Below are 26,542 nucleotides of genomic sequence, written 5' to 3' on the forward strand. Positions count from 1 at the left end.
CCCTGACTGCTCGGCCAGCGCCGTCCCTGGCGCGGGACGCTTTCCTCTTCTGCCCGTATTCCCTGCGCGTTGAGCTTATCCATTGCTGTCGGATTCATCCTGCATCGGGTTTGGCGGCCTCCCGGATCGCCTTTTTTGTGCCTGAATCCCCTATCAGAACAGCTGGCTGAACGGCGGCGTATTCATCAGTACGCCGAGGAACAGTACCAGCCCGACATAATTGTTGTTCAGGAAAGCCTTAAAGCAGGCGGGGCGGTCGCGCCGGACGATCAGCTTCTGTTGATAAACGAACAGAGCAGCAGCCAGCATCAGCGTCCAGTAAAAGGCCGCGTTGAGTTGCAACAGCATACCGACCCACGCCATTAGCAGCAGCGTCGCAAGCTGCAGCAGACCGATGATTAACTTGTCGAAACGACCAAACAGAATCGCGGTCGACTTGACGCCAATCTTCACATCATCGTCACGGTCCACCATCGCATAGAGAGTGTCATAAGCCACGGTCCAGCAGATGTTGGCGAAGAACACCAGCCAGCAGACCAGAGGTAAGGACTCACTAACCGCAGCCCAGGCCATCGGGATCGCCCAGCCAAACGCGGCACCCAGCACCACCTGCGGCAGATGGGTATAGCGCTTCATGAACGGATAAACCCAGGCGAGCGCCAGACCGACCACCGAGAGCAATATCGTCATCAGGTTCATGGTCAGCACCAGCGCAAACGCCACCAGCGCCAGCACCACGAACAGCAGTCTGGCTTCCCGACTGGTGACCGCACCACTGGCTAAAGGCCGATGTTTCGTTCGCTCAACGTGTCCATCCACCTTACGGTCGGCAAAGTCATTAATGACGCAGCCCGCTGCACGCATCACGAAAACACCGGCAACAAACACCAGCAGCACCGGCAGCGGCGGGATCGCCATATCAGCCAGCCATAATGCCCACAGGGTGGGCCACAACAGCAGTAAGGTGCCGATCGGTTTATCAATGCGCATCAGGCGGCTGTAGGCCTGCCATTTATTGATATGTAAGCTCTTTTCCACCACAGGATTCCTCAGGCCAGGTCGCGATAAAGCGGCGAAGCCGGTAAAAACAGTTCCGTCAGCAGCAGCGGTTTGCCGGAGAGCCGCAGACGCGAGCGACGTCCCCACAGCGCATCAACTTTGCCCGGTTCGATAAAATCACGGGTCAGAGTTGATGAGGAGAACAGATAACGGCCCAGCGGGCGCGTACCCAGCTGCTGCAGCATCGCTTCCGGGCCATTCAGGGTACTTTCCGGCACCAGCGTGCGGCCAGCCAGCCAGGGTACGCCGTCGCCGAACAGCAGCACTTCGCGCAGCCAGAAGCGCTTATCGTCCGGTAACAGGGCCTGTTCATCGTCTAACTCGCTGGCGTCAATAAAGCCTTCACGTATCGGCTCTACCATCACCTGCTGGCAATGCTGCTCGAAACGGCGGGTCATGGAATCTTCCTCCATCAGCCAGTCAAGCAGCGACGGCGCAAGCGCGGCCTGCGTCGGTGAAAGCCAGTTGAGCGCACGTAATAAGCTGAGTGCGTCTTGCGACATAGCACCACTCCCAATTATTTTCAGGGCGCCAGTTTAACGCAGAGTCGCGCGATGAACACCTGCCGTCGTTGCAGACGGCAGCGGGTTTATTCGCGTTTCAGGCGGTTGCTGTTCGCCAGCCACAGCGTCACCACCAGAATCAGAATCGCGGCGGAATAGCAGAGGGTGTCGAAGGGATTTTTATGATCGACAATAATCAGGCGGATAATTGCGGTGATACCGATATAGACAAAATAGCGTAACGGGAAGTGATAGCCAGACTGAAAATACTTAACAATCAACGCAATAAATTCAAAATAGAGGAAATAGATCACTATTCCCTCAATCAGCAGATAGGAAGACGACTCTTCACCGGTACTGAACAGTACGTTCGCCAGGTGAATGGTTTCTTTGCCGAGAAAGACAATCAGGATAATTGCCAGGCTAAGCAGGCCCAGATTCAGCACCCATTGCAGTACGGTCGCAAGGTGGCGGGCCAGCGGATTTTTGTCACTCATGTAGCGCCTCAGAAGAGAGTTATTAGCGGACGCTATCATGCGTGAGTGTGACCTGAATCACAATATGGCGCTTAGGCTTCGACATCAACACACAGCGCATCGTAGCGCCAGTATTCGCAATCACAATCAATGACCTGCTTTTGCCGATCGCGGTTAATCCGGGTAATCAGTAAGCCCGGGCTGCCAGCGGCAACGTTCAGCGCGGGCGCGGCGATCTCTGGCAGCGGGCCTGGCAGAATGGTAAAGCGCGCGCCACCGTAGCGAATGCCGTAGCGCTGGTCATAGAGATCGGTCAGTGAGCGGGTGAGATCTTCATCAAGCAGGCCGGGGAAAAAACGCGGATTAAGATAGTGTTCCACATACAGCACCGCGCGGCCGTCAATGCGCCGAAGCCGGCGAATGCGGTAAACCGGTGTTCCGGCTGGCAACAGCAGTGCTGTCGCTATCGCGCCCTGCACCGCAACCTGTTCAGCTGCAATCACCTCGGTGGTTGCCTGGCGCCCCTGCTCGCTTGCCATGGCATGAAAATGGCTGTGATGCAGCGGATTGTAGATCAGCCTTGGCGGCGCAATAAACCAGCCACGACGCAGTTCACGGTAGATCACGCCCTGCGCCTCCAGCTTGCCTAAGGCTTCACGCAGGGTGATGCGAGTGGTACTGAACGCCTCACTCAGCGCGCGTTCCGCAGGCAGTCGCCCGCCGCTGAACTCACCCGCCTGAATACGGCTGAGTAAGGCGCTGGCGATCACGTCCGCCGTTTTGAGTGCTATCGACTCCACAACAGTAGCCTCATTTTGGTGCGATTCCGCACTGTGACCGTTCAGATGCGCGCCTCAGCCCTTGCCAGAAACTGGCGGAGGATGAGCGCTGGCCTTCCGTCATCCCCGCACAGTATCGCTTTGTCATAAATCGTTCATATACAGGGGCTACATTGGCTCGGTTCTTGCTGGACTAGACCAGTCAGGCCCATCAACTTACACCCGGAGCAACTGAGATGAAAGCGTTTATCGCCTCTGTAGTAGCCAGTGCTGTAGTGCTCGCCCTGCCCGTTGCGCAGGCCGCCGATAACGACCTTGCCGCGCTGGAAAAAGCCGCGCGCAGTGAAGGTCAGATTAACAGCGTCGGCATGCCGGACAGCTGGGCCAACTGGAAAGATACCTGGAACGATATCAGCAGCAAATATGGCCTTAAACACAGCGACACCGATATGTCATCGGCCCAGGAGCTGGCGAAATTTGATGCCGAGAAAGAGAACGCCAGCGCCGATATCGGCGATGTCGGCGCGGCATTTGGCCCGGTAGCGGTGGCGAAAGGCGTCGCTCAGCCTTATAAACCCACGCACTGGGATCAGATCCCCGACTGGGCTAAAGACAAAGAGGGGAACTGGGCGCTGGCCTATACCGGCACCATCGCCTTCCTGATCGACAAGCAGCAGGTGAAAGATATCCCGCACAGCTGGGCCGATCTGAAAAAAGGTAAGTATGTGGTTACTATCGGTGACGTGGGCGTGGCTGCTCAGGCGGCGAATGGCGTACTGGCAGCAAACTACGCTTTAGGCGGCGATGAGAAGAACCTGAAACCGGCGCTGGCCTTCTTCGGCGATCTGGCGAAACAGGGTCGCCTTGGCGTTACCGATCCGGTGATTGCCAACATCGAAAAAGGTGAAGTTCAGATGGCGGTGGTGTGGGACTTTAACGGCCTCAACTATCGCGACCAGATCGACAAAAATCGCTACGAAGTGGTGATCCCGTCAGACGGTTCGGTCACCTCCGGCTATACCACCATCATCAACAAATATGCGAAACACCCGAACGCCGCCAAACTGGCGCGCGAATATATCTTCTCAGACCAGGGTCAGATCAATCTGGCGAAGGGTTACGCCCGTCCGATTCGTGCGGAACATCTGACGCTGCCAGCCGACGTTCAGGCTCGTCTGCTGCCGCAGTCTGAATACAAAAATGCCCGTCCGATTCAGGATCAGGCCGCCTGGGATAAGTCCTCGAAAATGCTGCCGCGTCTGTGGCAGGAAAACGTCGTTATCAATATGCAGCAGTAAAGCGCGGCAAGGAGAACGGAATGAAGACTATCCTGGTGGTGCTGGACGGGTTGAGCAATCAGGTGGCGCAGTATGCAATGGGCTATCTGCACGCCGAATGTGCCCAGGGCAACGGTCACTATTATCGTCTGACCTGCGAACTTCCCTCGCTGTCGCGTCCGCTTTATGAGTGCATTCTGACCGGGGTTACGCCGGTCAGAAGCGGCATTATTCATAACGGCGTCAACCGATTAAGCCGCGAGCGCAGCGTATTTCACTATGCGCGAGCTGCCGGGCTGACGACCGCGGCGGCGGCCTACCACTGGGTGAGTGAACTCTATAACCGGACGCCCTTTGTTCCGGCGCGCGATCGTCACACCGACGCGCCGGAACTGCCGATTCAGTACGGACATTTCTACTCTGATGACAGCTATCCCGACTCCCATCTGTTTGAAGATGCCGAAAGCCTGCGGCTGCGCCATGACCCGGACTTCCTGCTGATTCATCCGATGAATATCGATGATGCCGGTCACAAATCGGGACTCTCCTCCGCGCAATACCGCAACCGGGCGCGCATCGCCGACGGTCTGCTGTCGCTCTGGATGCCAGGCTGGCTGTCAGCGGGCTATCAGGTGATTGTGACCGCCGATCATGGCATGAACGACGATCGCTCCCACGGCGGTATCCTGCCGGAAGAGACCCAGGTGCCGCTGTTTGTATTTGGTGCGGCGTTCTCGCAGCAACCTGATCTACTGCCGCAGCAGACTGACCTGTGTGGCACCCTGTGCGAACTGCTCGGCGTCGCGCACGATAAACCGCTCTGTCGCGGGCTGCTGGCGGAGCGGCGACTATGAAGGGAAGAGGACTAGCCCTGCTACTGCTACTGCCTTTTACCCTGTTCTGGGTCGCCTTTCAGCTGGCACCGCTGTTGTGGATTGCCATCAACAGCTTCTGGAGCGAAATGAACACCCGCTGGGGCTGGGATAACTATCACGATATTCTGACGTCACCCTTCTATCTGCAGGCATTTCGCTTTTCGCTGGATATCTCTTTCTGGTCAAGCGTCTATGGCTTGCTGATTGCGCTGCTGACCGGCTATTCGCTGCATCAGCTCGGCGGCGGTCGGCTACAGCGCTTCCTGATCTCGTTTACCAATATGACCAGCAACTTTGCCGGCGTGCCGCTGGCGTTCGCCTTTGTGATCCTGCTGGGGCTGAACGGTTTTCTGACCCTGCTGCTGCGCCACTATGGCGTCATTGATGCGTTCAGGCTGTTTTCGCGCAACGGCATGGTGCTGGTTTACACCTGGTTCCAGATCCCGCTGGGCGTGCTGCTGCTCTATCCGGCGTTTGATGGGCTGAAACGCGAGTGGCAGGAGTCCGCCGCCCTGCTGGGCGCCAGCCGCTGGCGCTACTGGTGGCATATCGGCCTGCCGATTCTGTTCCCGGCGCTGCTGGGAACCTTTGTCATTCTGCTGGCGAATGCGCTGGGGGCCTACGCCACCATTTATGCTCTCACCACCGGTAACTTTAACGTGGTGCCGGTGCGTATCGCTGCGCTGGTGTCAGGGGATATCTCGCTCGATCCCAACACCGGCAGCGCACTGGCGATGCTGCTGGTGGCCATTATGGCGCTGATCACGCTGGTACAGCAGTATCTGGTGCGCCGTAGCTACCTCAATGCGAAACAGCCATGAAAGGAGCCGTCATGTCCCGCGCCGAACATCTCTATCATCGGGTGATGGTCTGGTTACTGTTTATCGTGCTGGCCCTGCCCCTGCTGGCAACGCTGCTCTATGCGCTGTCGTCTGACTGGAGTAATACCCTTCTGCCACAGGGTTACACGCTGAAATGGTTCGTCCAGCTGTGGAGCGATAGCCGGTTTCTGACGGCCCTGGGTCATTCCCTGCTGATCTGCTTTGGCGCCCTGCTGTTCTCGCTAGTGCTGGTGCTGCCTGCCATGTTTGTAATCGCTTACTACTATCCCCGGCTGGATGCGGTGATGAACATTCTGATCCTGATGCCGTTCGCTGTTCCGCCGGTGGTCTCCTCGGTGGGATTGCTGCAGCTTTACTCTTCGTCTCCGCTGATGCTGACCGGCACGCCGTGGATCCTGATTGGCTGTTATTTCACTATCGCTCTGCCGTTTATTTACCGTGCGCTGGCCAACAATATGCAGGCGATCAACCTGAAAGAGCTGATAGATGCCGCCCAGTTGCTGGGTGCCAGTACCTGGCAGGCGGCGCTGTGGGTGGTGCTACCGAATCTGCGCAAAGGAATGCTGATTGCCGTTCTGCTCTCTTTCTCGTTCCTGATCGGCGAGTTTGTCTTCGCTAACCTGCTGGTCGGTAACCGCTATGAAACCCTGCAGGTTTATCTGTTCAATATGCGTAACGGCAGCGGTCACTTCACCAGCGCGCTGGTGATCTCCTACTTCTTTGTGGTGCTGCTGGTCACCTGGCTGGCCAACGCCCTGAACCCTGAACGAGGCTGAGAATGAGCTACCTTGAGGTCAGACAGCTGAATAAGCGCTATGGACCGACGACGATATTCGAACAGATCGATTTCAGTGCCGACGAAGGGGAATTTGTCACCCTGCTCGGTCCCAGCGGCTGCGGCAAATCGACGCTGCTGCGCTGTCTGGCTGGTTTAACCGGGGTCGACAGCGGCGAGATCGTTATCGCGGGCAAAGATATCGTGCCGCTGGCTCCGCAGAAGCGCGCCATCGGCATGGTGTTTCAGAGCTATGCGCTGTTTCCCAACATGACGGTGGAGAAGAACGTCGCATTTGGCCTGAAGATGCAGAAGCTGCCCGAGGCACAAATTCGCCAGCGGGTGCAGGAGGTACTGGAGCTGGTCGAACTGACCGATTATGCGCGTCGCTATCCACATCAGCTGTCGGGTGGGCAGTGTCAGCGTGTGGCGCTGGCACGTTCGCTGGTGACCCGTCCGCGCCTGCTGCTGCTGGATGAGCCGCTGTCAGCGCTGGATGCGCGCATCCGTCGTCACCTGCGCGATCAGATCCGGCGTATCCAGCGCGAGCTGAATCTCACCACCCTGTTCGTCACCCACGATCAGGAGGAAGCGCTGACCTTATCGGACCGCATTGTGCTGATGAACCGCGGCAAAATTGTGCAGAATGGCGATGCCGAAGCGCTCTATACCCAGCCGGTCGATCTGTTTGCCGCGGGTTTTATTGGCAACTACAACCTGCTGAGCGCCGAACAGGCGACGCAGTTAACCGGCCAGCCGTTCCACAGCCAGGTGGCTATTCGTCCCGAGTCGATGCAGTTCGTCGCGCCAGGGCTCGGCATTCCGGCTGAAATCCTCAGCCACAGCCTGCTCGGCAACGTGATTCGCTATCGTATCCGGGCGCAGGGCGTGGAGCTCGCTGTCGATGTGCTGAACCGATCTGCCGCCGATTTACACCCCGACGGTCAGCAGATTGGTCTACAGTTAGAGATGTCGACTTTGCGCCAGGTGGCTTAAAACACAGGAAAAAATCACGCAAAGCACGGCAATCCCCTTCACAGATTGCACTCTCCGTCAGGCTGGCAGTCTGTGCTGCTTAAAGCCTGATGGTCGAGGAGCATCGCGACGTGTTAACCCTGCTTAATTTACTCTCTGCGGTAGCCCTGCTGGTGTGGGGAACCCATATTGTGCGTACCGGCATTATGCGGGTCTACGGTGCCGATCTGCGTCGGGTACTGAGCCGCAGCGTGGAGAAAAAACCGATGGCGTTTCTGGCCGGCATCGGCGTCACCACGCTGGTACAGAGCAGTAACGCCACCACGCTGCTGGTGACCTCCTTTGTGGCGCAGAATCTGGTCAGCCTGACGCCGGCGCTGGTGGTGATTCTCGGCGCGGATGTCGGCACCGCCATCATGGCACGTATCCTCACCTTTGATCTCTCCTGGCTGTCGCCGCTGTTCATCTTCTTTGGCGTGGTCTTTTTCCTCAGCCGCAAGCAGACGCGGGCCGGTCAGCTTGGCCGGGCCAGTATCGGCCTGGGGCTGATCCTGCTGGCGCTGCAGCTGATTGTCGAAGCCGCCCGGCCGATTACTCAGGCCTCCGGCGTACAGGTGCTCTTCTCCAGCCTGACCGGCGATATCATGCTGGATGCGCTGATCGGCGCAGTCTTTGCCATTATCAGCTACTCCAGCCTGGCGGCCGTGCTGATTACCGCCACGCTCACCGCCACCGGCGTGATCTCGTTTAAAGTGGCGCTCTGTCTGGTGATAGGGGCCAATCTCGGTAGTGGCTTACTGGCGATGATCAACGCCAGCGGCTCTAACGCGGCGGGCAAGCGTGTGGCCCTTGGCAGTTTGCTGTTTAAGCTGATTGGCTGCGCGCTGATCCTGCCGTTCGTTAATCTGGTGGCGGACTGGCTGGATAAGCTGCCGGTCAATGACGAAGAGCTGGTGATCTTCTTCCACGTGTTTTACAACCTGATCCGCTGTGTGGCGATGGTGCCCTTTGCCGACCTGATGGCGCGCCTGTGCCGCCGGCTTATTTCTGACGACGTTGAAAACGATCTGCACCTGAAGCCGAAACATCTCGACCGCAGCGCACTCGATACCCCGGCGCTGGCGCTGGTCAACGCTGCCCGGGAGGCGTTGCGTATGGGTGATGTGCTGGAACAGATGCTGGAAGCCTTTAATAAAGTGGTGCACGGTGAGCCGCGCGAAGAGCGCACGGTGCGGCGGCTGGATGATGATGTCGATGTGCTCTACACCGCCATTAAACTCTACCTGGCGCGGATGCCGAAAGAGGATCTGCCAGCGGAAGATTCGCGCCGCTGGGGTGAAATCATTGAGATGTCGCTGAATCTGGAGCAGGCGGGTGACATCATTGAGCGGATGAGCGGCGACGTGGCCGACAAATCGCTGGCAGCGGGTCGCGCTTTCTCCGCCGAAGGGCTGAAAGAGCTGGAGACGTTACAGGAGCTGCTGATCGCCAATCTGCGTATGAGCCTGTCGGTGTTTCTGTCGCATGACGTCACCAGCGCCAAACGCCTGCGCCGCGCTAAGCATCGCTTCCGCCTGATGATTCGTCGCTATTCTCATGCCCACGTTGACCGTCTGCATCAGCAGAACGTGCAGAGCATTGAGACCAGTTCTTTGCATCTGGGCTTACTCGGCGATATGAAACGCCTGAATTCGCTGTTTTGCAGCGTCGCCTATACCGTGCTGGAGCAGCCGGACGATGAGCGCGATTACGAGTAATGGAGGGTTCAGGCGACGGGTTGCGCCGGGAGATGAGCTTCCCGGCGCGGCATGATGCCAGCGCTGACCTGCGGCGCGGCATGATGCCAGCGCTGACCTGCGGCGCCTGACTTATTTCTTCTTGATCGGCTTACCTGACCAGTAACCAGCCAGCAACGAGCCGGAGAGGTTATGCCAGACCGAGAAGAGTGCGCCAGGCAGCGCCGCCAGCGGCGAAAAGTAGAGTTTACCCAGCGTGGCGGCCAGGCCGGAGTTTTGCATTCCCACTTCAAGCGCCAGCGTGCGGCAGGTTGACTCATCAAAGCCAAACAGCTTGCCGCCCCAGTAGCCGCCAAGCAGGCCAATAGCGTTGTGCAGGATCACCGCCGCGATCACCATTAATCCGACCGATCCGATAAAGCCCTGACTGCCCGCTACCACCGCACTGATGATCAACAGAATGCAGACCATGGAGAACGCCGGTAGCCAGGGTTCGACCCGGCGCACCACGCTGTTCATGCTGTGGTGAATGATCAGGCCGAGGCTGATTGGGATCACCACGATCTTCACGATACTCAGCAGCATCCCCACCACATCCACCTGAATATGGGTATCCACATAGAAACGGGTCAACAGCGGCGTGGCGAACACCCCGACCAGCGCGGAAACTGAGGAGATGGTGACCGACAACGCGACGTCGCCCTTCGCCAGATAGATCATCACGTTACTGGCAGTGCCGCTGGCAACGCTGCCCACCAGAATCATACCGGCAGCCAGATCGGGCGGCATATGAAACAGTTTCGCTAATCCCCATGCGGCCAGAGGCATCACCAGATAGTGCAGGAAGGTACCGGCAATCACCGGCGCAGGCCGGGTCAGCACCCGTTTGAAATCGTCGATATTCAACGTGACACCCATGCCGAACATGATCAGCATCAGCAGGTAAGTGACCCACGGACCGATACCAAGAAACGTCGCGGGAGAGAAATAGGCGGCGACAGATAACAGCACGGCCCACAGCGGGAACAGGCGGGTGACGGTGGCGAGCATAGCCAGACTTCCTTATAAGAATGTTATGTTTTGCAGGTTTGCCATAGAGTTACGCCAGGCAGGAACGACTGCACAAGCGAAGGCGGGATCATAACATTTCGTTATCACGGCGTAAGGCGCAGATGGGGTCAGAGAGGAAAATGCGGATCGACTGCTGCCGATCCGCCGATAATTAAAGAAATTACGCTGCTTTTTCGTCTAAAACGCGGTAGATCACACCACCAATCACGGCACCGATAATCGGCATCAGCCAGAACAACCACAGCTGAGACAACGCCCAGTCGCCCTGGAACAGCGCGACGGCGGTACTGCGCGCCGGGTTGACGGAGGTATTGGTCACCGGAATGCTGATCAGATGGATCAGGGTCAGCGCCAGGCCGATGGCGATCGGGGCAAATCCTTTAGGCGCACGCTGGCTTGTCGCACCCATAATGACAATCAGGAAGACCGCCGTCAGGACGCCTTCAGTGATCATGCCCGCCAACAGGCTGAAGCCACCAGGTGAGTGCTCACCGTAGCCATTCGCCGCAAATCCGCTGGCGGCGGCGTTAAAGTCGCCTTTGCCGCTGGCGATCAGATAGAGTACGGCGCCTGCCGCGATGCCGCCCACCAGCTGGGCGATGATGTAAGGGATGACCTGTGACGCCGGAAACCGTCCGCCGGCCAGCAGGCCCAGCGTCACCGCCGGATTAAAATGGCCACCGGAAATATGTCCAACCGCGTAGGCCATTACCAGTACGCTTAGCCCGAACGCCAGCGCCACGCCCATAAAACCAATACCAAGGCCGGGGAAGGCGGCCGCCAGTACCGCACTCCCACAACCGCCCAGTACCAGCACGAAGGTGCCCAGCGCCTCTGCCACTAACCTTTTCATGTTATTTCCTAAAAATGGGTGAATTGATTCAGCGGCGGGATTATAAATCTGCAAAACAGCAGCGCAACGGAAGTACACAAAATGCGCAGAGAAAGGTAGCTTCATTTGGCAATGAAACAGCTCAGGGCATTGTATTTTATAGGATAAAAACAGGCGGCTTATCGCGGGGGGAAGAGGCAGCTTTGCCGATCGCACCAGGGCGACCGGCAAACCGGTCTGCGGTTATTCGAACAGATTGTGATGCAGGGTACGGACCACGCTTTCCGCGTCGGTGCCAGGCACCAGGAAGCAGAGGTTGTAGCTGCTGGCGCCGTAGCAGATCATCCGCAGGTTAAACGGCTCAAGCACGCCAAATACCTCTTTACCGACGCCACAGGCTTTCGACAACTGATTGCCGATAATGGCCACCAGTGCCAGATCCTCTTCGACTTCAACCCGACACAGCGACGAGAGCTCAGTCAGCAGCGCCTGAGTCAGCAGGCTGTCGCCGGTTGAGGTGGAACCGGTGGTATCGAGCGTCAGCGCCACGCTGACTTCAGAGGTAGTGATCAGGTCAACAGAGACGTTATGACGCGCCAGAATATTGAAAAGTTCGGCAAGGAAACCAAACGTATGCAGCATGTTAAGGCTGTGCAGCGTCAACAGTGTCTGCTTGCGGCGTAACGCCAGTGCGCGAAACAGCGGAGGATTGCGGGTTTCGTTGCAGACGCGAGTCCCGCCTGCTTCGGGATCTTTGCTGGAGCCGACAAACACCGGAATATCACAACGCACCGCCGGCAGCAGCGTAGCCGGATGCAGCACCTTGGCACCAAAGGTCGCCATTTCAGCGGCTTCTTCGAAGGTAATTTCATCAATGCGCTTGGCGGTCGGTACCACGCGTGGATCGGTGGTATAGATGCCTGGCACGTCGGTCCAGATATCCACCCGCGCCGCCTTCAGCGCTTCACCCAGCAGCGCCGCCGTGTAATCACTGCCGCCACGCCCTAAGGTGGTGGTGCGGCCTTTGCTTTCGCTGCCGATAAAGCCCTGAGTGATCACCAGCGCCTGTTCCACGCGCGGCTGCAACTGGGCAAGCGCCAGCTCCGCCAGCAGCGTCACATCCGGCTCTGCCCGGCCAAAACGGTCATCGGTACGCAGCACTTTACGCACGTCAAACCATTCGGCATTGACCTGGCGTTCACGCAGAATTTCGACAAACAGCAGCGACGACATCAGCTCGCCGTGGCTGACCAGCTCATCAGTCAGCGCATGGGAGGTCGCCAGCGAGGCGGCTTCCGACAGCATGGCGATGTTGTCGATCATCCGATCGATTTCATCACGGATTACATCGGGGCGCTGCAGGCGATCGATAATGGCATACTGGATACGGCGGATATCATCCAGCAGGACGGCACGCTGTGGCAGCGGCTGACCTTCTGCCAGCGCCACCAGCAGGTTGGTAATGCCTGCCGAAGCGGAGAGCACTACCAGACGGGTACCGGCATCTTTCAGCACCACGTCGGCGCTGCGGTTCATCGCATCAAAATCGGCAACGCTGGTGCCGCCAAATTTTGCCACAATCAGTGTTTGAGACATGTATGACCTCGTGTCAGGTTATCTTGTTCTCGCCGGCGATAATGCGGTCGGGAAACATTTTTTCAGCCAGGCACAAGGAAAGAGCAGAAACGGGCAGACCAGATCGGGTAGACGAGTCACCCAGAAGCGCCCCACCTTGCGAAACGTCCGACTGTGGACGTTTCTGGTGACAACCCAGAGGATTCAGCCCCTGTAGCCGACAGGCAACACACCGCGTGTTAACCCACCTCGGCGTCGCTCCCCATCATGTGTTTTCACCGGATACGGTTCCTCCAACACACTGCCTGGGCGACGCGCCTCTTCTGGCTTGCGCACGGGTGCGCAAGTAGCCGCATACATTTATCGGTTTCTGGCCCTGCTGTCAATCTCAGCGGCCGTCAGATTTTTGCTTTGCGGCGCACCGTAAAACAAATTTACCCGCCGCGCAGCGACTAGAGTGCTAAAAGGCTTCAGCCAGTGCAACAATCACTGATACGGCACAAGGATTTATTGCCGCCTTCACGCCACACTTTTGCGGCATGAAATAACAGGCGATTCGCACCAGCCAATGCTGGCGTGCCGCGCAGACGCGCCATCGCCCAGGTCCGGCTCATCCGGCGGCGGGTGACAAAATTTTTCCTTTCAGTAGCAACTGTGGTCATACTGAAACGCTAACCGGGTACGATGTGCCCCCGATGGAATGACGGTTCTTAATATCAACAAGAGTGTTGCCATGAAAAATATCAATCCGACACAAACCGCAGCCTGGAAAGCGCTGCAACAGCATTTTGAGCAGATGAAATCGGTGGAAATTGCCGACCTGTTTGCCCAGGATGCCGATCGTTTTGCCAAATTCTCTGCCACCTTTGATGATCAGATGCTGGTGGATTTCTCCAAAAACCGCATCACTCAGGAAACCCTCGACAAATTACAGGCGCTGGCCAAAGAAACCGATTTAAGCGGCGCGATTAAGTCTATGTTCTCGGGTGAGAAAATTAACCGCACCGAAGAACGTGCGGTGCTGCACGTTGCGTTGCGCAACCGCAGCAACACGCCGATTCTGGTCGATGGCAAGGATGTGATGCCTGAGGTCAATGCGGTGCTGGATAAGATGAAGGGCTTCTCAGAGCGCATCATCAGCGGCGAATGGAAAGGCTATACCGGTAAAGCGATCACCGACGTGGTGAACATCGGCATCGGCGGTTCTGACCTGGGTCCTTTCATGGTGACGGAAGCGCTGCGTCCTTACAAAAACCACCTGAACATGCACTTTGTCTCCAACGTTGACGGCACCCATATCGCCGAAACGCTGAAAGACCTCAGCCCGGAAACGACGCTGTTCCTGGTGGCGTCAAAAACCTTTACCACTCAGGAAACTATGACCAATGCGCACAGCGCGCGTGACTGGTTCCTGAAAACGGCCGGTGACCAGCAGCATGTGGCGAAGCACTTTGCGGCGCTCTCAACCAATGCCAAAGCGGTCGGCGAATTTGGTATCGACACCAACAATATGTTCGAATTCTGGGACTGGGTTGGCGGACGTTACTCACTCTGGTCAGCGATTGGCCTGTCGATCATTCTCTCTATCGGTTTCGATAACTTCGAACAGCTGTTGAGTGGCGCGCATGCGATGGACCAGCATTTTGCCACCACGCCAGCCGAACAGAACCTGCCGGTGCTGCTGGCGCTGATTGGCATCTGGTACAACAATTTCTTCGGCGCAGAAACCGAAGCGATTCTGCCGTATGACCAGTACATGCACCGCTTTGCCGCCTATTTCCAGCAGGGAAATATGGAGTCGAACGGCAAGTATGTCGATCGCGATGGCAATCCGGTGGATTACCAGACTGGCCCGATTATCTGGGGCGAACCGGGCACCAATGGCCAGCACGCGTTTTATCAGCTGATCCATCAGGGTACCAAGCTGGTGCCGTGTGACTTTATCGCACCGGCGATCACCCACAATGCGCTGGCGGATCACCATCCAAAACTGCTGTCTAACTTCTTTGCTCAGACCGAAGCGCTGGCGTTCGGCAAGTCACGCGAAGTGGTAGAGAAAGAGTTTACCGATGCGGGTAAATCGGCCGAGTCGGTGGCGCATATCGTCCCGTTCAAAGTCTTCGAAGGTAACCGTCCGACCAACTCCATCCTGCTGCGTGAAATCACGCCTTACAGCCTCGGCGCGCTGATTGCGCTGTACGAGCACAAAATCTTCACGCAGGGCGCGATCCTGAATATCTTCACTTTCGATCAGTGGGGCGTGGAATTAGGTAAGCAACTGGCAAACCGTATTCTGCCGGAGCTGGAAAATGACGAGAAAATTACCAGTCATGATAGCTCCACCAATGCCTTAATTAACCGCTATAAATCCTGGCGTTAATCTGCGGTAATTGCTCCGGGCGGCATCAGTGCCGCCCTTTTTTTGCCGATTTTTTGCCCGCCCAGGCTAATTTCCCGCTTATTATTACCCCGCTTCGGTTGGATAATTCTTAAAATGACCTAAGATAATTCTGAACATAACCTGGCCAGCATCGCCGGAATCCAGTTTAAACTGGACCTGAAACGCGAACCAACTAATAGTTACCTGTTGATTTTTAATGAGTTTAAAATTTAGCAATCCTGAGTAAATTCTGATTATTCTTATTCCGTACCAAATATAACTAAAAAAGAACAATCCGCTTTGCATCTATTTTATCCCTGGTGAAATATCCGGTATTAACCCGAAATCTTCCGATATAAAAAGGTGTTAAATTCAAACTGGCTTATTATCCCGCCATTTTTTCCTGCCCGTTCCCCTGCTTTTTCCCCTGCTGAACTCTGGTATTTTGTTGCCCTATACTGAACGCGCCCGCAATGGGACTGCCTGTGGCGTTTGCCGCGTTCTGCTCTGCGCGGCGAGTGTTGCGGGTCAGAAATCCTTCATTCACTCAATGCAGGAAACGTTGTTATGAAAAAAACCATGGTTGCCGGTGCAGCCCTGATTTTCGTTGCTGTCTCTTCCAGTGCTTTCGCAGCGCCGGAAGAAGCGGGTGCCGCAGCTGGCGCGCAGGCGGGAGCTATCTCCGCTGGCACGTCAACCGCTGTCGGTATCGGCGCACTTGGCGCGTTAGTCGGGCTCGGCATTGCTGCTTCTGGCGGCGGTGACGGTGCAAATACCGGTACAACAACCACGACCACGACGAGTACCACTCGTTGATGGATACCCAATGCGTTCGGGGACCAGACAGAGGCTGAGCAGCCACGGCGGAACCACTGACCTCGGTGAGTGATCGGCTAAGCCATGCAGCACGCTGCGCTGGAACGCGAACCCTGCGGGTATAGGACCTTTAAACATAACCACACGCCTGTGTGGTTATTTTTACTTTGGCATGACTTATCAGGGACACACAGTGCGCCAACTTCCTCTGCTGCTCGCTTGCCTGCTGCTGCAGGCCTGCACACAAACGCAAAAAGGCCTTGAACAGACCCTCATGCTGGCCGTTAACGGGCCGGATGACGTCACCGTTACCGACCAGCAGGTCGATGCCCTGCCCTATGCCAGCCTCTATGCCCGCCTCAATGACGGCCCGCGAATCTTTGTGGTGCTTGGCTACAACGAAGCAGGCCAGCAGAAATGGGTGACGCAGGATCAGGCGATGCTGGTGACACAGCACGGCCGGCTGGTTAAAACCCTGGGGCTGCCTGATAACCTGCTTAGCGTTACTAATCTGCAGCAGGATCCGCTGGCGGACAGCCTGCACCTCCGCAACGGTGCCAGCTGGACCCGCATCATGCAGTGGACCGAACAGGGCAATGTCCGCGGCGGGACGATTCGCTCCACCTTCCAGCGCGGCACCGATGAAGTGCTGACCGTCGCGGGCAACCGCATCGCCTGCCGCGTCTGGCATGAGCAGGTGAGCCTCGACAGTAGCAACCGCGAGTGGGAAAACACCTTCTGGATCGACAACAGCAGCGGCGATGTGGTGCAGGCCCGTCAGATGCTGGCGGCTGATGCCTTCCCCGTAGAGACCACCATTCTGAAGCCGGCGAAATCATGAAAAAAATTACACTCCTGCTGGCCGGATTGAGTCTGTTCAGCACTTCAGGCGCGCAGGCCGCTGCGCAGGTCACGGTCCATGCACCGCACAACGGCGCGCAGGCAGAGCTCAGCCAGGTCGCCGATCTGGCGCAGCTGGTCAGCCAGCCCGCACTTCAGCAATCGATCGACTGGCGCAGCAGCGTCATTGCGGAACGCGGCGCCAGCGCCGTCGCGCAGCAGCAGTATCAGCAGACGCTGGGCCAGTTACGCGCCTGGCGAGCCGACAGCAGTGGCGATCGTGCCGCCGCAATTGATGAAGTGATCCACCAGCTCAGTACGATAAAGGTCACCGGCCGTCAGTTCACCCCGCTCGACCCCGACTGGGTGCGTCTGCATCCGGCAGACAATCGCCGTCTTGAAGGCAGCTACGACCTCTATCTGCAAACCCGATCGGATTCCGTGTTACTGCTGGGTGCCATCGCCGGCGCGGGTAAGGTGAGCTGGCAACCGGGCCGGTCGGTACGCGACTATCTGGCCGATCACGCACGCCTGTCTGGCGCGGAACGAAATTTTGTCACGGTTATCGCGCCTTCAGGTGCGACGCAGCAGGTGCCGGTTGCTTACTGGAACCACCGTCACGCCGAAGTAGAGCCTGGCAGCATTATCTGGCTTGGCTTCTCATCGTGGAGCCTGCCCGGCGACTATGACGATCTGAATAACCGCATCCTTTCCGTTCTGACTCACCGGATACCAGACTGATGAAAAAACGTTATCTCTTCAGCCTGTTGGCTGTTTCTGTGGCGACAGCCTGTCAGGCGCAGGCGGAAACCTGGCCCGCGCCGGTGGGACCTTCACAATCTGATTTCGGTGGCGTTGGCCTGATGCAGGTGCCGACGGCACGCATGGCCAGAGAGGGCGAGTTCAGCCTGAACGCGCGCGACAACGATCAGTACCGCTATTACTCCGCGTCGCTGCAGTTGTTCCCGTGGCTGGAAACCACCGTGCGCTACACCGACGTGCGCACCCGCCGGTACAGCGCCGTGTCAGACTTCAGTGGCAACCAGAGCTACAAAGATAAAGCCTTCGATCTGAAGCTGCGTCTGTGGCAGGAAGGTTTCTGGCTGCCGGAAGTGGCGCTGGGTACCCGCGATCTTGGCGGTACCGGCCTGTTCGACAGTGAATATCTGGTCGCCAGCAAAGCATGGGGTCCATTTGATTTTACGCTCGGCCTCGGCTGGGGTTATCTCGGCAACAGCGGCACGGTTAAGAACCCGTTCTGCTCCTACAGCGACAGCTACTGTCAGCGTCCGCGGGTCGGCGAAGCCGGATCGATCAATGGCTCGCAGATGTTCCATGGCCCGACGGCCTTCTTTGGCGGCGTCGAGTATCAGACGCCGTGGCAGCCGCTGCGGCTGAAGATGGAGTATGAAGGCAACGATTATCAGGATGATTTCGCCGGCCGGCTGACGCAGAACAGCAAGGTTAACGTCGGGGCGATCTATCGCGTCACCGACTGGGCCGATATCAATGCCAGCTACGAGCGCGGCAACACCTTTATGTTTGGCGTGACCATCCGCACCAACTTTAACGATCTGCGCCAGGCGCATATCGACAGCGAGAAACCGGCCTATAACCCGCAGCCTCAGCCGAAGCTGCTGGAGCCAACCGTGGTCGGTAATCAGCTGACGGAGCTGAAGTACAATGCGGGACTCGACGGTCCACGTATTCAGACCAAAGGCCACACGCTGTATGTTTCCGGCGAGCAGACCAAATATCGTGATACGCAGGAAGGGGTCGATCGCGCTAACCGCATCGTCATGAATCACCTGCCAGCGGACATTGATACCATCAGCGTCACCGAGTCCCGTTTCAATATGCCGCAGGTCACCACCGTGACGCCGGTTGCCAGCCTGCATAATACGCTGGCCGGTTATCCGCTGGGCCATGAACAGCCGCTGCAGCAGACGCGTGAAAATCCGGTCGATCCCGGCCAGACCGAACAGGGGATGTTTATTCGTAAAGATCGCCTGAACTACAGTCTGTCGCCGGTGCTCAATCAGTCGGTAGGCGGCCCGGAAAGCTTCTACATGTATCAGGTTGGCGTAATGGCTAACGCTGATTACTGGCTGACCGATCACCTGCTGGTGGGCGGTAGCCTGTTCGGTAACCTCGCCAACAACTATGACAAGTTCAACTACAACGGCGCACCGGCGGATTCCAGCCTGCCACGCGTGCGGACCCATATCCGCGACTACGTTGAGAACAACGTCTACGTCAACGACCTGCAGGCCAACTATATGGGCCACCTCGGTAATGGCTTCTATGGTCAGCTGTATGGCGGTTATCTTGAGACCATGTATGGCGGCGTGGGCGGCGAGCTGCTCTATCGTCCGGTTGATGCTAACTGGGCGGTGGGCGTTGATGCCAACTATGTCCGGCAGCGTGACTGGGACAACATGATGGAGTTTACCCGTTACAAAGCCTCAACCGGCAACCTGACCGCTTACTGGCGTCCGTGGTTCATGCAGGATGTGCTGGTGAAAACCAGCGTCGGTCAGTATCTGGCGAAAGATAAGGGTGTCACGGTAGACGTGTCGAAACGCTTCGACAGCGGTGTGATGGTGGGCGTCTATGCCACCAAAACTAACGTGTCGTCTGAAGAGTATGGCGAAGGTGACTTTACCAAAGGGTTCTACATCTCCATCCCGATGGATCTGTTCACCGTGACCCCAACTCGCGGTCGTGCGCAGGTTAACTGGGTGCCATTGACGCGTGATGGTGGTCAGATGCTGGGCCGTAAGTACCAGCTGTATGATTTAACCTCCGATCGCGACGCGCGTTTCAATTAAGCAGGACGCGGCACCAGGCCTGATGCGCGTCAGTTGAGCGACAGGTGATAATGCAGTCTGGTGCCGTTCAGGGGCTGGCCTGCTCTGAAGCCTGAGTGCGTGTTGTTAAAAAGGGCACGATGGTAGAGGCCTGAGCGCCGCTGAAAGGGCTATCCGCAGCGCTGAGGCGTGACGTTGAGCCAGAACGCCACGCCGGGAAGCGTGGAGAGTTCGGGGCCGGCCTGGGAAGGCCGATCCCCGAACGGTTCGTCGGCACGACGTCAAAGCCGAAGGCACCGCGCAGCGGCGCGAGGATGGCCCGGCAGCAGCGGAGCTCAGGCCCGCACTGCGGCACGCCTGCCCAGAAAAAAGCCGCCACGTCTGACCGTGACAGCCTTTGCAAATTTAACCTTAACTGACGAGCATCAGGCCCTCAGCCCGCTTTTTTATTTAGTCCGCGTCGTAGCCGAGATTCGGTGCCAGCCAGCGCTCGACCTCGGTCACCGACATCCCTTTGCGCGCCGCATAATCCTCTACCTGGTCGCGCTGAATCTGTGCCACAGCGAAGTAGCGGCTATCAGGATGGCTGAAATACCAGCCGGAGACCGCTGCGCCTGGCCACATGGCAAAGGATTCGGTCAGCTGCATACCGGTCTGCTTTTCCACATCCAGCAGACTCCAGATCGCCGCTTTCTCGGTGTGCTCCGGACAGGCGGGATAGCCAGGTGCCGGACGTATGCCCTGATAATTTTCGCGAATCAACTCTTCGTTACTGAGGTTTTCGTTGGGCGCGAAGCCCCAGATCACTTTACGCACCCGCTCATGCAGATATTCCGCAAAGGCTTCGGCCAGCCGGTCAGCCAGCGCTTTCACCATGATCTTGTTGTAGTCGTCATGCTGACGATCGTACGCCTCTGCCAGCGCATCCTCTTCCAGCCCGCCGGTTACCGCGAAGGCACCGAGATAATCCGCTTTGCCGCTCGATTTAGGTGCGACAAAGTCCGCCAGGCAGTAGTTGGCGAAGTCGCTTTTTTCGGTCTGCTGACGTAAGTGATGACTCACTACTCGTACCTCGCTGCGGCGCTCATCGCGATAGATCTCGATGTCATCGCCGACCCGGTTAGCCGGGAAAATACCGACCACACCGCGCGGTTTCAGCAGTGCCTGCTGGCTTAGCTGATCCAGCATCGCATTCGCATCGGCGAACAGACGCTGCGCCTCTTCTCCCACCACGTCATCCTCAAGGATGCGCGGATATTTACCGGCCAGCGACCAGGTCATAAAGAACGGCGTCCAGTCAATGTAGTTGCGCAGCGTTTCAATGCTGGCTTCGACCGGGCTGACGCCGGGACGATGCGGCACCGGCGGCGTATAGCTCTGCCAGTCAATCGAGGTGGCGTTGTCGCGGGCCGCCTGCAATGACACCGGCGGCGTACGCGGTTTTTTACGCGCGTGCTGAATACGCACGGTTTCGTACTCTTTGCGGGTCCGCGCCACAAAATCGTCTCTCAGCGTAGCGGAGAGCAGCGAGGACACCACGCCGACGGTGCGCGAGGCGTTCTGTACGTAAACCGTCGGACCGCTGTAGTTCTGCTCAATCTTCACCGCGGTATGCGCTTTGGAGGTGGTTGCGCCACCAATCAGCAGCGGTAAGGTGAAGCCCTGCCGCTCCATCTCCTTTGCCATATTGACCATCTCATCCAGCGATGGGGTAATCAGGCCGGACAGACCAATGATGTCGGCATTCACTTCACGCGCCGTTTTCAGGATCTTCTCGCCCGGCACCATCACGCCGAGGTCAATAATTTCGTAGTTGTTGCATTGCAGCACCACGCCAACGATATTCTTTCCGATGTCATGCACATCGCCTTTCACCGTGGCCAGCACGATTTTACCGTTGCTGCGTCCCGCCTCTTTACTGGCTTCGATAAACGGCTCCAGATAGGCCACCGCCTGCTTCATTACGCGCGCCGATTTCACCACCTGCGGCAGGAACATCTTGCCTTCGCCAAACAGATCGCCGACCACGTTCATGCCGGACATCAGCGGGCCTTCAATCACCTCGATCGGACGTGGCACCTGCTGACGCGCCTCTTCGGTATCCTGCTCAATAAATTCGGTAATGCCTTTGACCAGCGAATATTCCAGTCGCTTCACCACGTCCCAGCTGCGCCACTCCGCCAGCTGTTTCTCCTGGGAGCCGTCACTTTTGCCGCCGCGGTATTTTTCCGCCAGATCCAGTAACCGCTCGGTGCCGTCATCGCGCCGGTTAAGGATCACATCCTCTACCGCGTCGCGCAGTTCCGCCGGCAGATCGTCATAAATCGCCAGCTGACCGGCGTTGACGATACCCATATCCATGCCTTTCCGGATGGCGTAGTAGAGGAATACCGCGTGTATCGCTTCGCGCACCGGATCGTTGCCGCGGAACGAAAACGACACGTTGGAGACGCCGCCAGAAATCATCGCGTGCGGCAGTTCGCGCTTGATATCTTCACAGGCGCCGATGAAATCCATCGCGTAGTTGTTGTGCTCATCAATGCCGGTCGCCACCGCAAAGATGTTGGGATCGAAGATGATATCTTCCGGTGGGAAACCGACCTGCTCGGTCAGGATGCGGTAGGCGCGGCGACAAATTTCAATTTTACGGGCGCGGGTATCCGCCTGGCCCACTTCATCAAATGCCATCACCACCATCGCCGCGCCGTAGCGGCGGACCTGACGCGCATGATGAATAAAAGCCGCTTCTCCCTCTTTCATCGAGATAGAGTTAACGATGCCTTTACCCTGAATGCACTGCAGCCCTTTCTCAATCACCTCCCATTTTGAGGAGTCGATCATAATGGGGACGCGGGCAATATCTGGCTCACCGGCAATCAGATTGAGGAAGCGCACCATCGCCGCTTCGGCGTCGAGCATCCCCTCATCCATATTGATGTCGATGATCTGCGCACCGCTTTCAACCTGCTGCAGCGCCACTTCCAGCGCTTCGTTATATTTCTCTTCTTTAATCAGCCGTTTGAATTTTGCTGAACCGGTGACGTTGGTCCGTTCGCCGACGTTAACAAACAGCGATTCGGCGGTGATGTTGAGCGGCTCAAGGCCGGCCAGGCGGCAGGCAACCGGGATGTCCGGCAGCTTGCGCGGGGCAACGCCCTCCACGGCCGCCACCATGGCGGCGATGTGCTGCGGTGTGGTCCCGCAACAGCCGCCGATAATATTCAGGAAGCCCGAGGTTGCCCATTCACCAATCTGCTGCGCCATCAGCGCCGCGTCGAGATCGTATTCGCCAAAGGCATTAGGTAAACCGGCGTTCGGGTGCGCCGTGACGTAGCCCTCGGCGATGCGCGACAGCTCCGCCACATACTGACGCAGCTCATCCGGTCCCAGCGCACAGTTCAGGCCAAAGGAGAGCGGCTCAGCGTGACGCAGGGAGTTGTAAAAGGCTTCGGTGGTCTGGCCGGAGAGCGTTCGCCCGGAGGCATCGGTGATGGTGCCAGAGATCATCAGCGGCAGCGTCACGCCGAGCGCTTCCATCTCGGTCTGCACCGCATAGATGGCCGCTTTGGCGTTCAGCGTATCAAAGACCGTTTCGATCATGATGATGTCGGAACCGCCCTCCACCAGCGCGCGGGTCGATTCGCGGTAGGCCTCCACCAGTTGATTAAAAGTGACGTTGCGGTAGGCGGGATCGTTAACATCGGGCGAGATCGAGCAGGTACGGTTTGTAGGTCCGAGCACACCTGCGACATAGCGCGGGCGATCCGGCGTTTTTGCCGTCCATTCATCGGCACAGGCACGCGCCAGACGGGCTGCTTCGTAGTTGATCTCTGCCGATAACGCTTCCATCTGATAATCCGCCATTGCGATGGCGGTGGCGTTAAAGGTATTGGTTTCGAGAATATCGGCACCGGCAGCCAGATAGGCGTCGTGGATCTCGCGGATCACCGCCGGTTTACTCAATACCAGCAGATCGTTGTTGCCTTTAAGATCGCAGGGCCAGTCGGCAAAACGGCTGCCGCGAAAATCCTGTTCATCCAGCTTATAGCTCTGGATCATGGTGCCCATACCGCCGTCCAACACCATAATGCGTTGTGCGAGTTGCTGATGTAGTGCGTCGATTTTATTGCTCACTGTTGGCCCATCCGCGTCAATCTGCTGGCTGAAATAGCTGTTCCTCATTCTGTCACAAGCGGGTTAACCCACAAAGCAACCTTAGCTGAGACATTTTCAGGTCGGCCGCTAACAGGTCTGACCAGAAAACCAGCGTTTGCAAAGCGCGTGATTAAAACGAAAATGATTTCCACATTCCTAAGGAGATTCGATCATGGCGACGCCTGTTCCCGTAAAGCGCGGCAAAAAACCTCGCGGCACTGCTGCCACTGCCGCACCCGCGGGCGGCCAGGTGCAATCCCTGACCCGCGGCCTGACGCTGCTGGAGCTGATTGCCGACTCGCACGGCAGCGTGGCGCTGACTGAACTGGCGCAGCAGGCCGGGTTACCCAACTCCACGACGCATCGTTTGCTCAGCACCATGCAGCAGCAGGGCTTTGTCCGTCAGGTGGGCGATCTGGGATTGTGGACCATCGGCGCGCACGCCTTTGTGGTGGGCAGCAGTTTTCTGCAAAGTCGTAACCTGCTGGCGCTGGTGCATCCGGTGCTGCGCAGCCTGATGGAGGCCTCGGGCGAAACGGTTAATCTGGCGGTACTGGATCTCAGCGATCATCAGGCGGTGATCATCGATCAGGTGCAATGTACTCAGCTGATGCGCATGTCCGCGCCGATCGGCGGCAAGCTGCCCATGCACGCGTCGGGAGCAGGCAAAGCGTTCCTGGCCCATCTCAGCGATGAGCAGGTTACCACGCTGCTGCATCAGAAAGGGTTGCATTACTACACGCCGAAGACCCTGATGTCGCCGCAGAGCCTGAAAGAGAATCTGGCCCAGGTACGTAAAGCGGGCTTCTCGTTTGATGATGAAGAGCACGCGCTCGGACTGCGTTGTGTCGCGGCACCGATCTATGACGAGCACGGCGAGGCGTTTGCCGCCCTCTCTATCTCCGGTCCAATCGCCCGGATGACCGACGATCGCATTACCGAGCTGGGTGCGCTGGTGATCCGGGAAGCGCGTCAGGTCACGCTGGCGTACAGTGGCCGCTGATCGCCTCCGTCGCGTAACGTACGCTGAAGCGCTGCGCCTGCCGCCAGGCGATGATTTCTTCAACATGGCCTTCGGCAATGCGTTGTTGCTGGGCTCGCCACCAGCGGGCTTCGAAGATCTCAGGATGCAGTTCCAGTAGCAAGGCACCGGTGGCGGCATCGCTGCATAAGGCGTAGCGGAAGGTCTCCGGAAACACATCGTCCGGCCCGACGCTATACCAGGGCTCGGCGCTGAGCTCATCCTCTTCGTAGCGTGCGGCCGGCACTTCACGGAAGTTCAGCTCCTGCATCGGCCGGATCTCATCGTAATCGTAAAACACCACCCGGCCATGGCGGGTTATGCCGAAGTTTTTAAACAGCATGTCGCCCGGAAAGATATTGGCTGCCGCCAGCTGCCGGATGGCATTGCCATACTCCTCAATCGCCTGGCGCCGTTGCGCAGCACTGGCCTGGGCCAGATAGAGGTTAAGCGGCTGCATACGCCGCTCCAGCCACAGATGCCGAATGATCAGCCGGTCGCCTTCAATCTGCAGCTTCTCCGCCGCACAGGCGTTCAGCTCCGCCAGCAGTTCTGGCGAGATACGCGCCAGCGGCAAGGCAAACTGCTCAAACTCCTGAGTATCCGCCATCCGTCCGACACGATCGTGCTCTTTGACCTGCTGATAGCAGGCACGCACCTGCGCTTCCGTCACCTCTTTTTGCGGCGCGAAGCGATCTTTAATCACCTTAAACACCCGATCAAAGCCCGGCAGCGTGAAGACCAGCATCACCATGCCGCGAATGCCCGGTGCGATCTCAAAGGCGGCCGTATTCTGCTCCAGCGCCTGCAGATATTCACGGTAACTTTCGGTTTTGCCATGCTTCTGGCAGCCAATCGCCATATAACGTTCGGCCAGGGTCTTGGCGGGCAGAATCGGTTGCAGCCACGCCACCAGCGCTGCCGGCATCGGCGCATAGATCATGAAATAGGCGCGGGCGAAACCAAACACAATACTGGCGTCATCCACCTCCGTCAGACAGGTATCGATCCAGAGTTCGCCCGCCTCACTGCGCTGAATCGGCAACAGGCAGGGATGGATGGCGTCCGGCAGGTGCAGGCGCGCCACCAGCCAGGCGGTTTTATTGCGATAAAACAGCTCACAACTGACTTCAAGCCAGCCCTGATCCAGATGAGAAAAGCGCGTCTGCAGATGACGGACAATCCATCCGACATCCCGTTCGCGCTGCTGCCACGGCAGCGTTAACGGCAAATCGCGCAGCACCTGCTCGATCAACGCCCGCCAGCCCTGCTGCGGATGATAGCCGCGCGCCAGCGGACGCGACGGGCTGCCCGGTGCCGAAGGTGATTGAGAGCTGAAGATAAACAGCCGTTCCGGCTGCAGATCGGCATGGCCATGCAGCCGGCAGTAGACCGAATTAAAGAAGCTCTCGGCAATTTCATAACGTGGATAGCCCGGCAATAAACTTTCATAGTGGCTTTTTACCCGCAGCCAGAACGCCTCATCCCAGCAGGCTGCGCCGTTCAGCACCCGCAGCTGATCGGCAACCAGCCCGACATGGTGATCGTAGAGATGAATTCTCGCTTTCATGGCCTGCTGCACTGCCTGCCATTCTGCCTGTTCAAAGCGCTGCTGAGCCCCGGCCGTGATGTCGAGAAAACGGCCATATTGTGCGTCGAAGCCCTGCAGGATGGTGTGTGCAATCAGCGATTCGCGTGGCGGCATTTTCAGCTCCGGTAAAGCCCGCCCGCGGCGTGCCGGGCGG

Annotated in this window: 21 protein-coding genes and 1 riboswitch; of the genes, 12 read left to right on the forward strand and 9 right to left on the reverse strand. The window is 57.8% G+C overall.

What is annotated here, in order from left to right; translation table 11 throughout:
- Window positions 1–153: 153 nt before the first annotated feature.
- The 4 genes from ubiA to LZU96_RS18735 form a co-directional block, all read right to left on the reverse strand.
- A complete protein-coding gene (gene ubiA, locus LZU96_RS18720; RefSeq protein ID WP_419149893.1) occupies window positions 154–990 on the reverse strand; it encodes a 4-hydroxybenzoate octaprenyltransferase in 837 nt (278 codons plus the stop codon).
- A 59-nt stretch (window positions 991–1,049) separates the two neighbouring features.
- Complete coding sequence (gene ubiC, locus LZU96_RS18725) at window positions 1,050–1,562, reverse strand: chorismate lyase (protein ID WP_233985578.1); 513 nt, start codon at window positions 1,560–1,562, stop codon at window positions 1,050–1,052.
- A gap of 86 nt (window positions 1,563–1,648) precedes the next feature.
- Entirely contained in the window at window positions 1,649–2,059 is a 411-nt protein-coding gene (gene psiE, locus LZU96_RS18730; RefSeq protein ID WP_094122135.1) for a phosphate-starvation-inducible protein PsiE, read from the reverse strand.
- 71 nt (window positions 2,060–2,130) lie between these two features.
- Complete coding sequence (locus LZU96_RS18735; protein ID WP_233985579.1) at window positions 2,131–2,838, reverse strand: UTRA domain-containing protein; 708 nt, start codon at window positions 2,836–2,838, stop codon at window positions 2,131–2,133.
- Window positions 2,839–3,053: 215 nt separating this feature from the next.
- On the opposite strand from LZU96_RS18735, the gene LZU96_RS18740 reads away from it, so the two are divergent.
- The 6 genes from LZU96_RS18740 (at window position 3,054) to LZU96_RS18765 (ending at window position 9,318) form a co-directional block, all read left to right on the forward strand.
- A complete protein-coding gene (locus tag LZU96_RS18740) occupies window positions 3,054–4,115 on the forward strand; it encodes an ABC transporter substrate-binding protein (RefSeq protein WP_233985580.1) in 1,062 nt (353 codons plus the stop codon).
- A gap of 20 nt (window positions 4,116–4,135) precedes the next feature.
- Window positions 4,136–4,948 (forward strand): alkaline phosphatase family protein, encoded by an 813-nt coding sequence (locus LZU96_RS18745; protein ID WP_233985581.1) that lies wholly within the window; start codon window positions 4,136–4,138, stop codon window positions 4,946–4,948.
- Window positions 4,945–5,790 carry an ABC transporter permease gene (locus tag LZU96_RS18750; protein WP_233985582.1) on the forward strand — a complete coding sequence of 282 codons (846 nt, stop codon included), beginning with the start codon at window positions 4,945–4,947 and terminating at the stop codon, window positions 5,788–5,790. The genes LZU96_RS18745 and LZU96_RS18750 overlap by 4 nt, the downstream gene beginning before the upstream one ends.
- An 11-nt stretch (window positions 5,791–5,801) precedes the next feature.
- Window positions 5,802–6,587 carry an ABC transporter permease gene (locus tag LZU96_RS18755; protein WP_233985583.1) on the forward strand — a complete coding sequence of 262 codons (786 nt, stop codon included), beginning with the start codon at window positions 5,802–5,804 and terminating at the stop codon, window positions 6,585–6,587.
- Between the two features lie 2 nt (window positions 6,588–6,589).
- Window positions 6,590–7,582, forward strand: a complete 993-nt coding sequence (locus LZU96_RS18760) for an ABC transporter ATP-binding protein (RefSeq protein ID WP_233985584.1) — start codon at window positions 6,590–6,592, stop codon at window positions 7,580–7,582.
- A gap of 110 nt (window positions 7,583–7,692) precedes the next feature.
- Window positions 7,693–9,318 (forward strand): Na/Pi cotransporter family protein, encoded by a 1,626-nt coding sequence (locus LZU96_RS18765; protein ID WP_233985585.1) that lies wholly within the window; start codon window positions 7,693–7,695, stop codon window positions 9,316–9,318.
- A gap of 111 nt (window positions 9,319–9,429) precedes the next feature.
- Here the strand turns inward: LZU96_RS18765 and panS are convergent, their stop codons facing one another.
- The 3 genes from panS to lysC all read right to left on the reverse strand — a co-directional run bounded on the left by panS (window position 9,430) and on the right by lysC (window position 12,796).
- The gene (gene panS / locus LZU96_RS18770) at window positions 9,430–10,347 is read right to left on the reverse strand and encodes a ketopantoate/pantoate/pantothenate transporter PanS (RefSeq protein WP_094122128.1); all 918 of its coding nucleotides are present in this window, start codon (window positions 10,345–10,347) and stop codon (window positions 9,430–9,432) included.
- Between the two features lie 181 nt (window positions 10,348–10,528).
- Complete coding sequence (aqpZ, locus tag LZU96_RS18775) at window positions 10,529–11,221, reverse strand: aquaporin Z (protein WP_233985586.1); 693 nt, start codon at window positions 11,219–11,221, stop codon at window positions 10,529–10,531.
- A 222-nt stretch (window positions 11,222–11,443) separates the two neighbouring features.
- The gene (gene lysC / locus LZU96_RS18780; protein WP_233985587.1) at window positions 11,444–12,796 is read right to left on the reverse strand and encodes a lysine-sensitive aspartokinase 3; all 1,353 of its coding nucleotides are present in this window, start codon (window positions 12,794–12,796) and stop codon (window positions 11,444–11,446) included.
- A gap of 116 nt (window positions 12,797–12,912) precedes the next feature.
- A riboswitch (Lysine riboswitch) is annotated at window positions 12,913–13,106 on the reverse strand.
- Window positions 13,107–13,508: 402 nt separating this feature from the next.
- On the opposite strand from lysC, the gene pgi reads away from it, so the two are divergent.
- The 5 genes from pgi (at window position 13,509) to LZU96_RS18805 (ending at window position 19,642) form a co-directional block, all read left to right on the forward strand.
- Window positions 13,509–15,155 carry a glucose-6-phosphate isomerase gene (gene pgi / locus LZU96_RS18785; RefSeq protein ID WP_233985588.1) on the forward strand — a complete coding sequence of 549 codons (1,647 nt, stop codon included), beginning with the start codon at window positions 13,509–13,511 and terminating at the stop codon, window positions 15,153–15,155.
- Window positions 15,156–15,722: 567 nt separating this feature from the next.
- Window positions 15,723–15,971 (forward strand): exopolysaccharide production protein YjbE, encoded by a 249-nt coding sequence (gene yjbE, locus LZU96_RS18790; RefSeq protein ID WP_233985589.1) that lies wholly within the window; start codon window positions 15,723–15,725, stop codon window positions 15,969–15,971.
- Window positions 15,972–16,164: 193 nt separating this feature from the next.
- Entirely contained in the window at window positions 16,165–16,812 is a 648-nt protein-coding gene (locus LZU96_RS18795; RefSeq protein WP_233985590.1) for a YjbF family lipoprotein, read from the forward strand.
- On the forward strand, window positions 16,809–17,552 hold the full coding sequence (locus LZU96_RS18800; protein ID WP_233985591.1) for a capsule biosynthesis GfcC family protein: 744 nt from the start codon (window positions 16,809–16,811) through the stop codon (window positions 17,550–17,552). The genes LZU96_RS18795 and LZU96_RS18800 overlap by 4 nt, the downstream gene beginning before the upstream one ends.
- On the forward strand, window positions 17,552–19,642 hold the full coding sequence (locus LZU96_RS18805; RefSeq protein WP_233985592.1) for a YjbH domain-containing protein: 2,091 nt from the start codon (window positions 17,552–17,554) through the stop codon (window positions 19,640–19,642). Before LZU96_RS18800 ends, LZU96_RS18805 begins: the two co-directional genes overlap by 1 nt.
- Before the next feature lie 429 nt (window positions 19,643–20,071).
- On the opposite strand, the gene metH is transcribed toward LZU96_RS18805, so the two are convergent.
- The gene (gene metH / locus LZU96_RS18810; protein WP_419149894.1) at window positions 20,072–23,707 is read right to left on the reverse strand and encodes a methionine synthase; all 3,636 of its coding nucleotides are present in this window, start codon (window positions 23,705–23,707) and stop codon (window positions 20,072–20,074) included.
- A 241-nt stretch (window positions 23,708–23,948) separates the two neighbouring features.
- Here metH and iclR point away from each other — a divergent pair, with 241 nt between their 5' ends.
- Window positions 23,949–24,779, forward strand: a complete 831-nt coding sequence (gene iclR / locus LZU96_RS18815; RefSeq protein WP_233985593.1) for a glyoxylate bypass operon transcriptional repressor IclR — start codon at window positions 23,949–23,951, stop codon at window positions 24,777–24,779.
- Here the strand turns inward: iclR and aceK are convergent.
- Window positions 24,754–26,502 carry a bifunctional isocitrate dehydrogenase kinase/phosphatase gene (gene aceK, locus LZU96_RS18820; RefSeq protein WP_233985594.1) on the reverse strand — a complete coding sequence of 583 codons (1,749 nt, stop codon included), beginning with the start codon at window positions 26,500–26,502 and terminating at the stop codon, window positions 24,754–24,756. The genes iclR and aceK overlap by 26 nt on opposite strands.
- Between the last annotated feature and the right edge of the window lie 40 nt (window positions 26,503–26,542).

Source organism: Pantoea agglomerans, assembly GCF_021397715.1.
In the GTDB taxonomy this organism is placed as follows: domain Bacteria; phylum Pseudomonadota; class Gammaproteobacteria; order Enterobacterales; family Enterobacteriaceae; genus Pantoea; species Pantoea astica.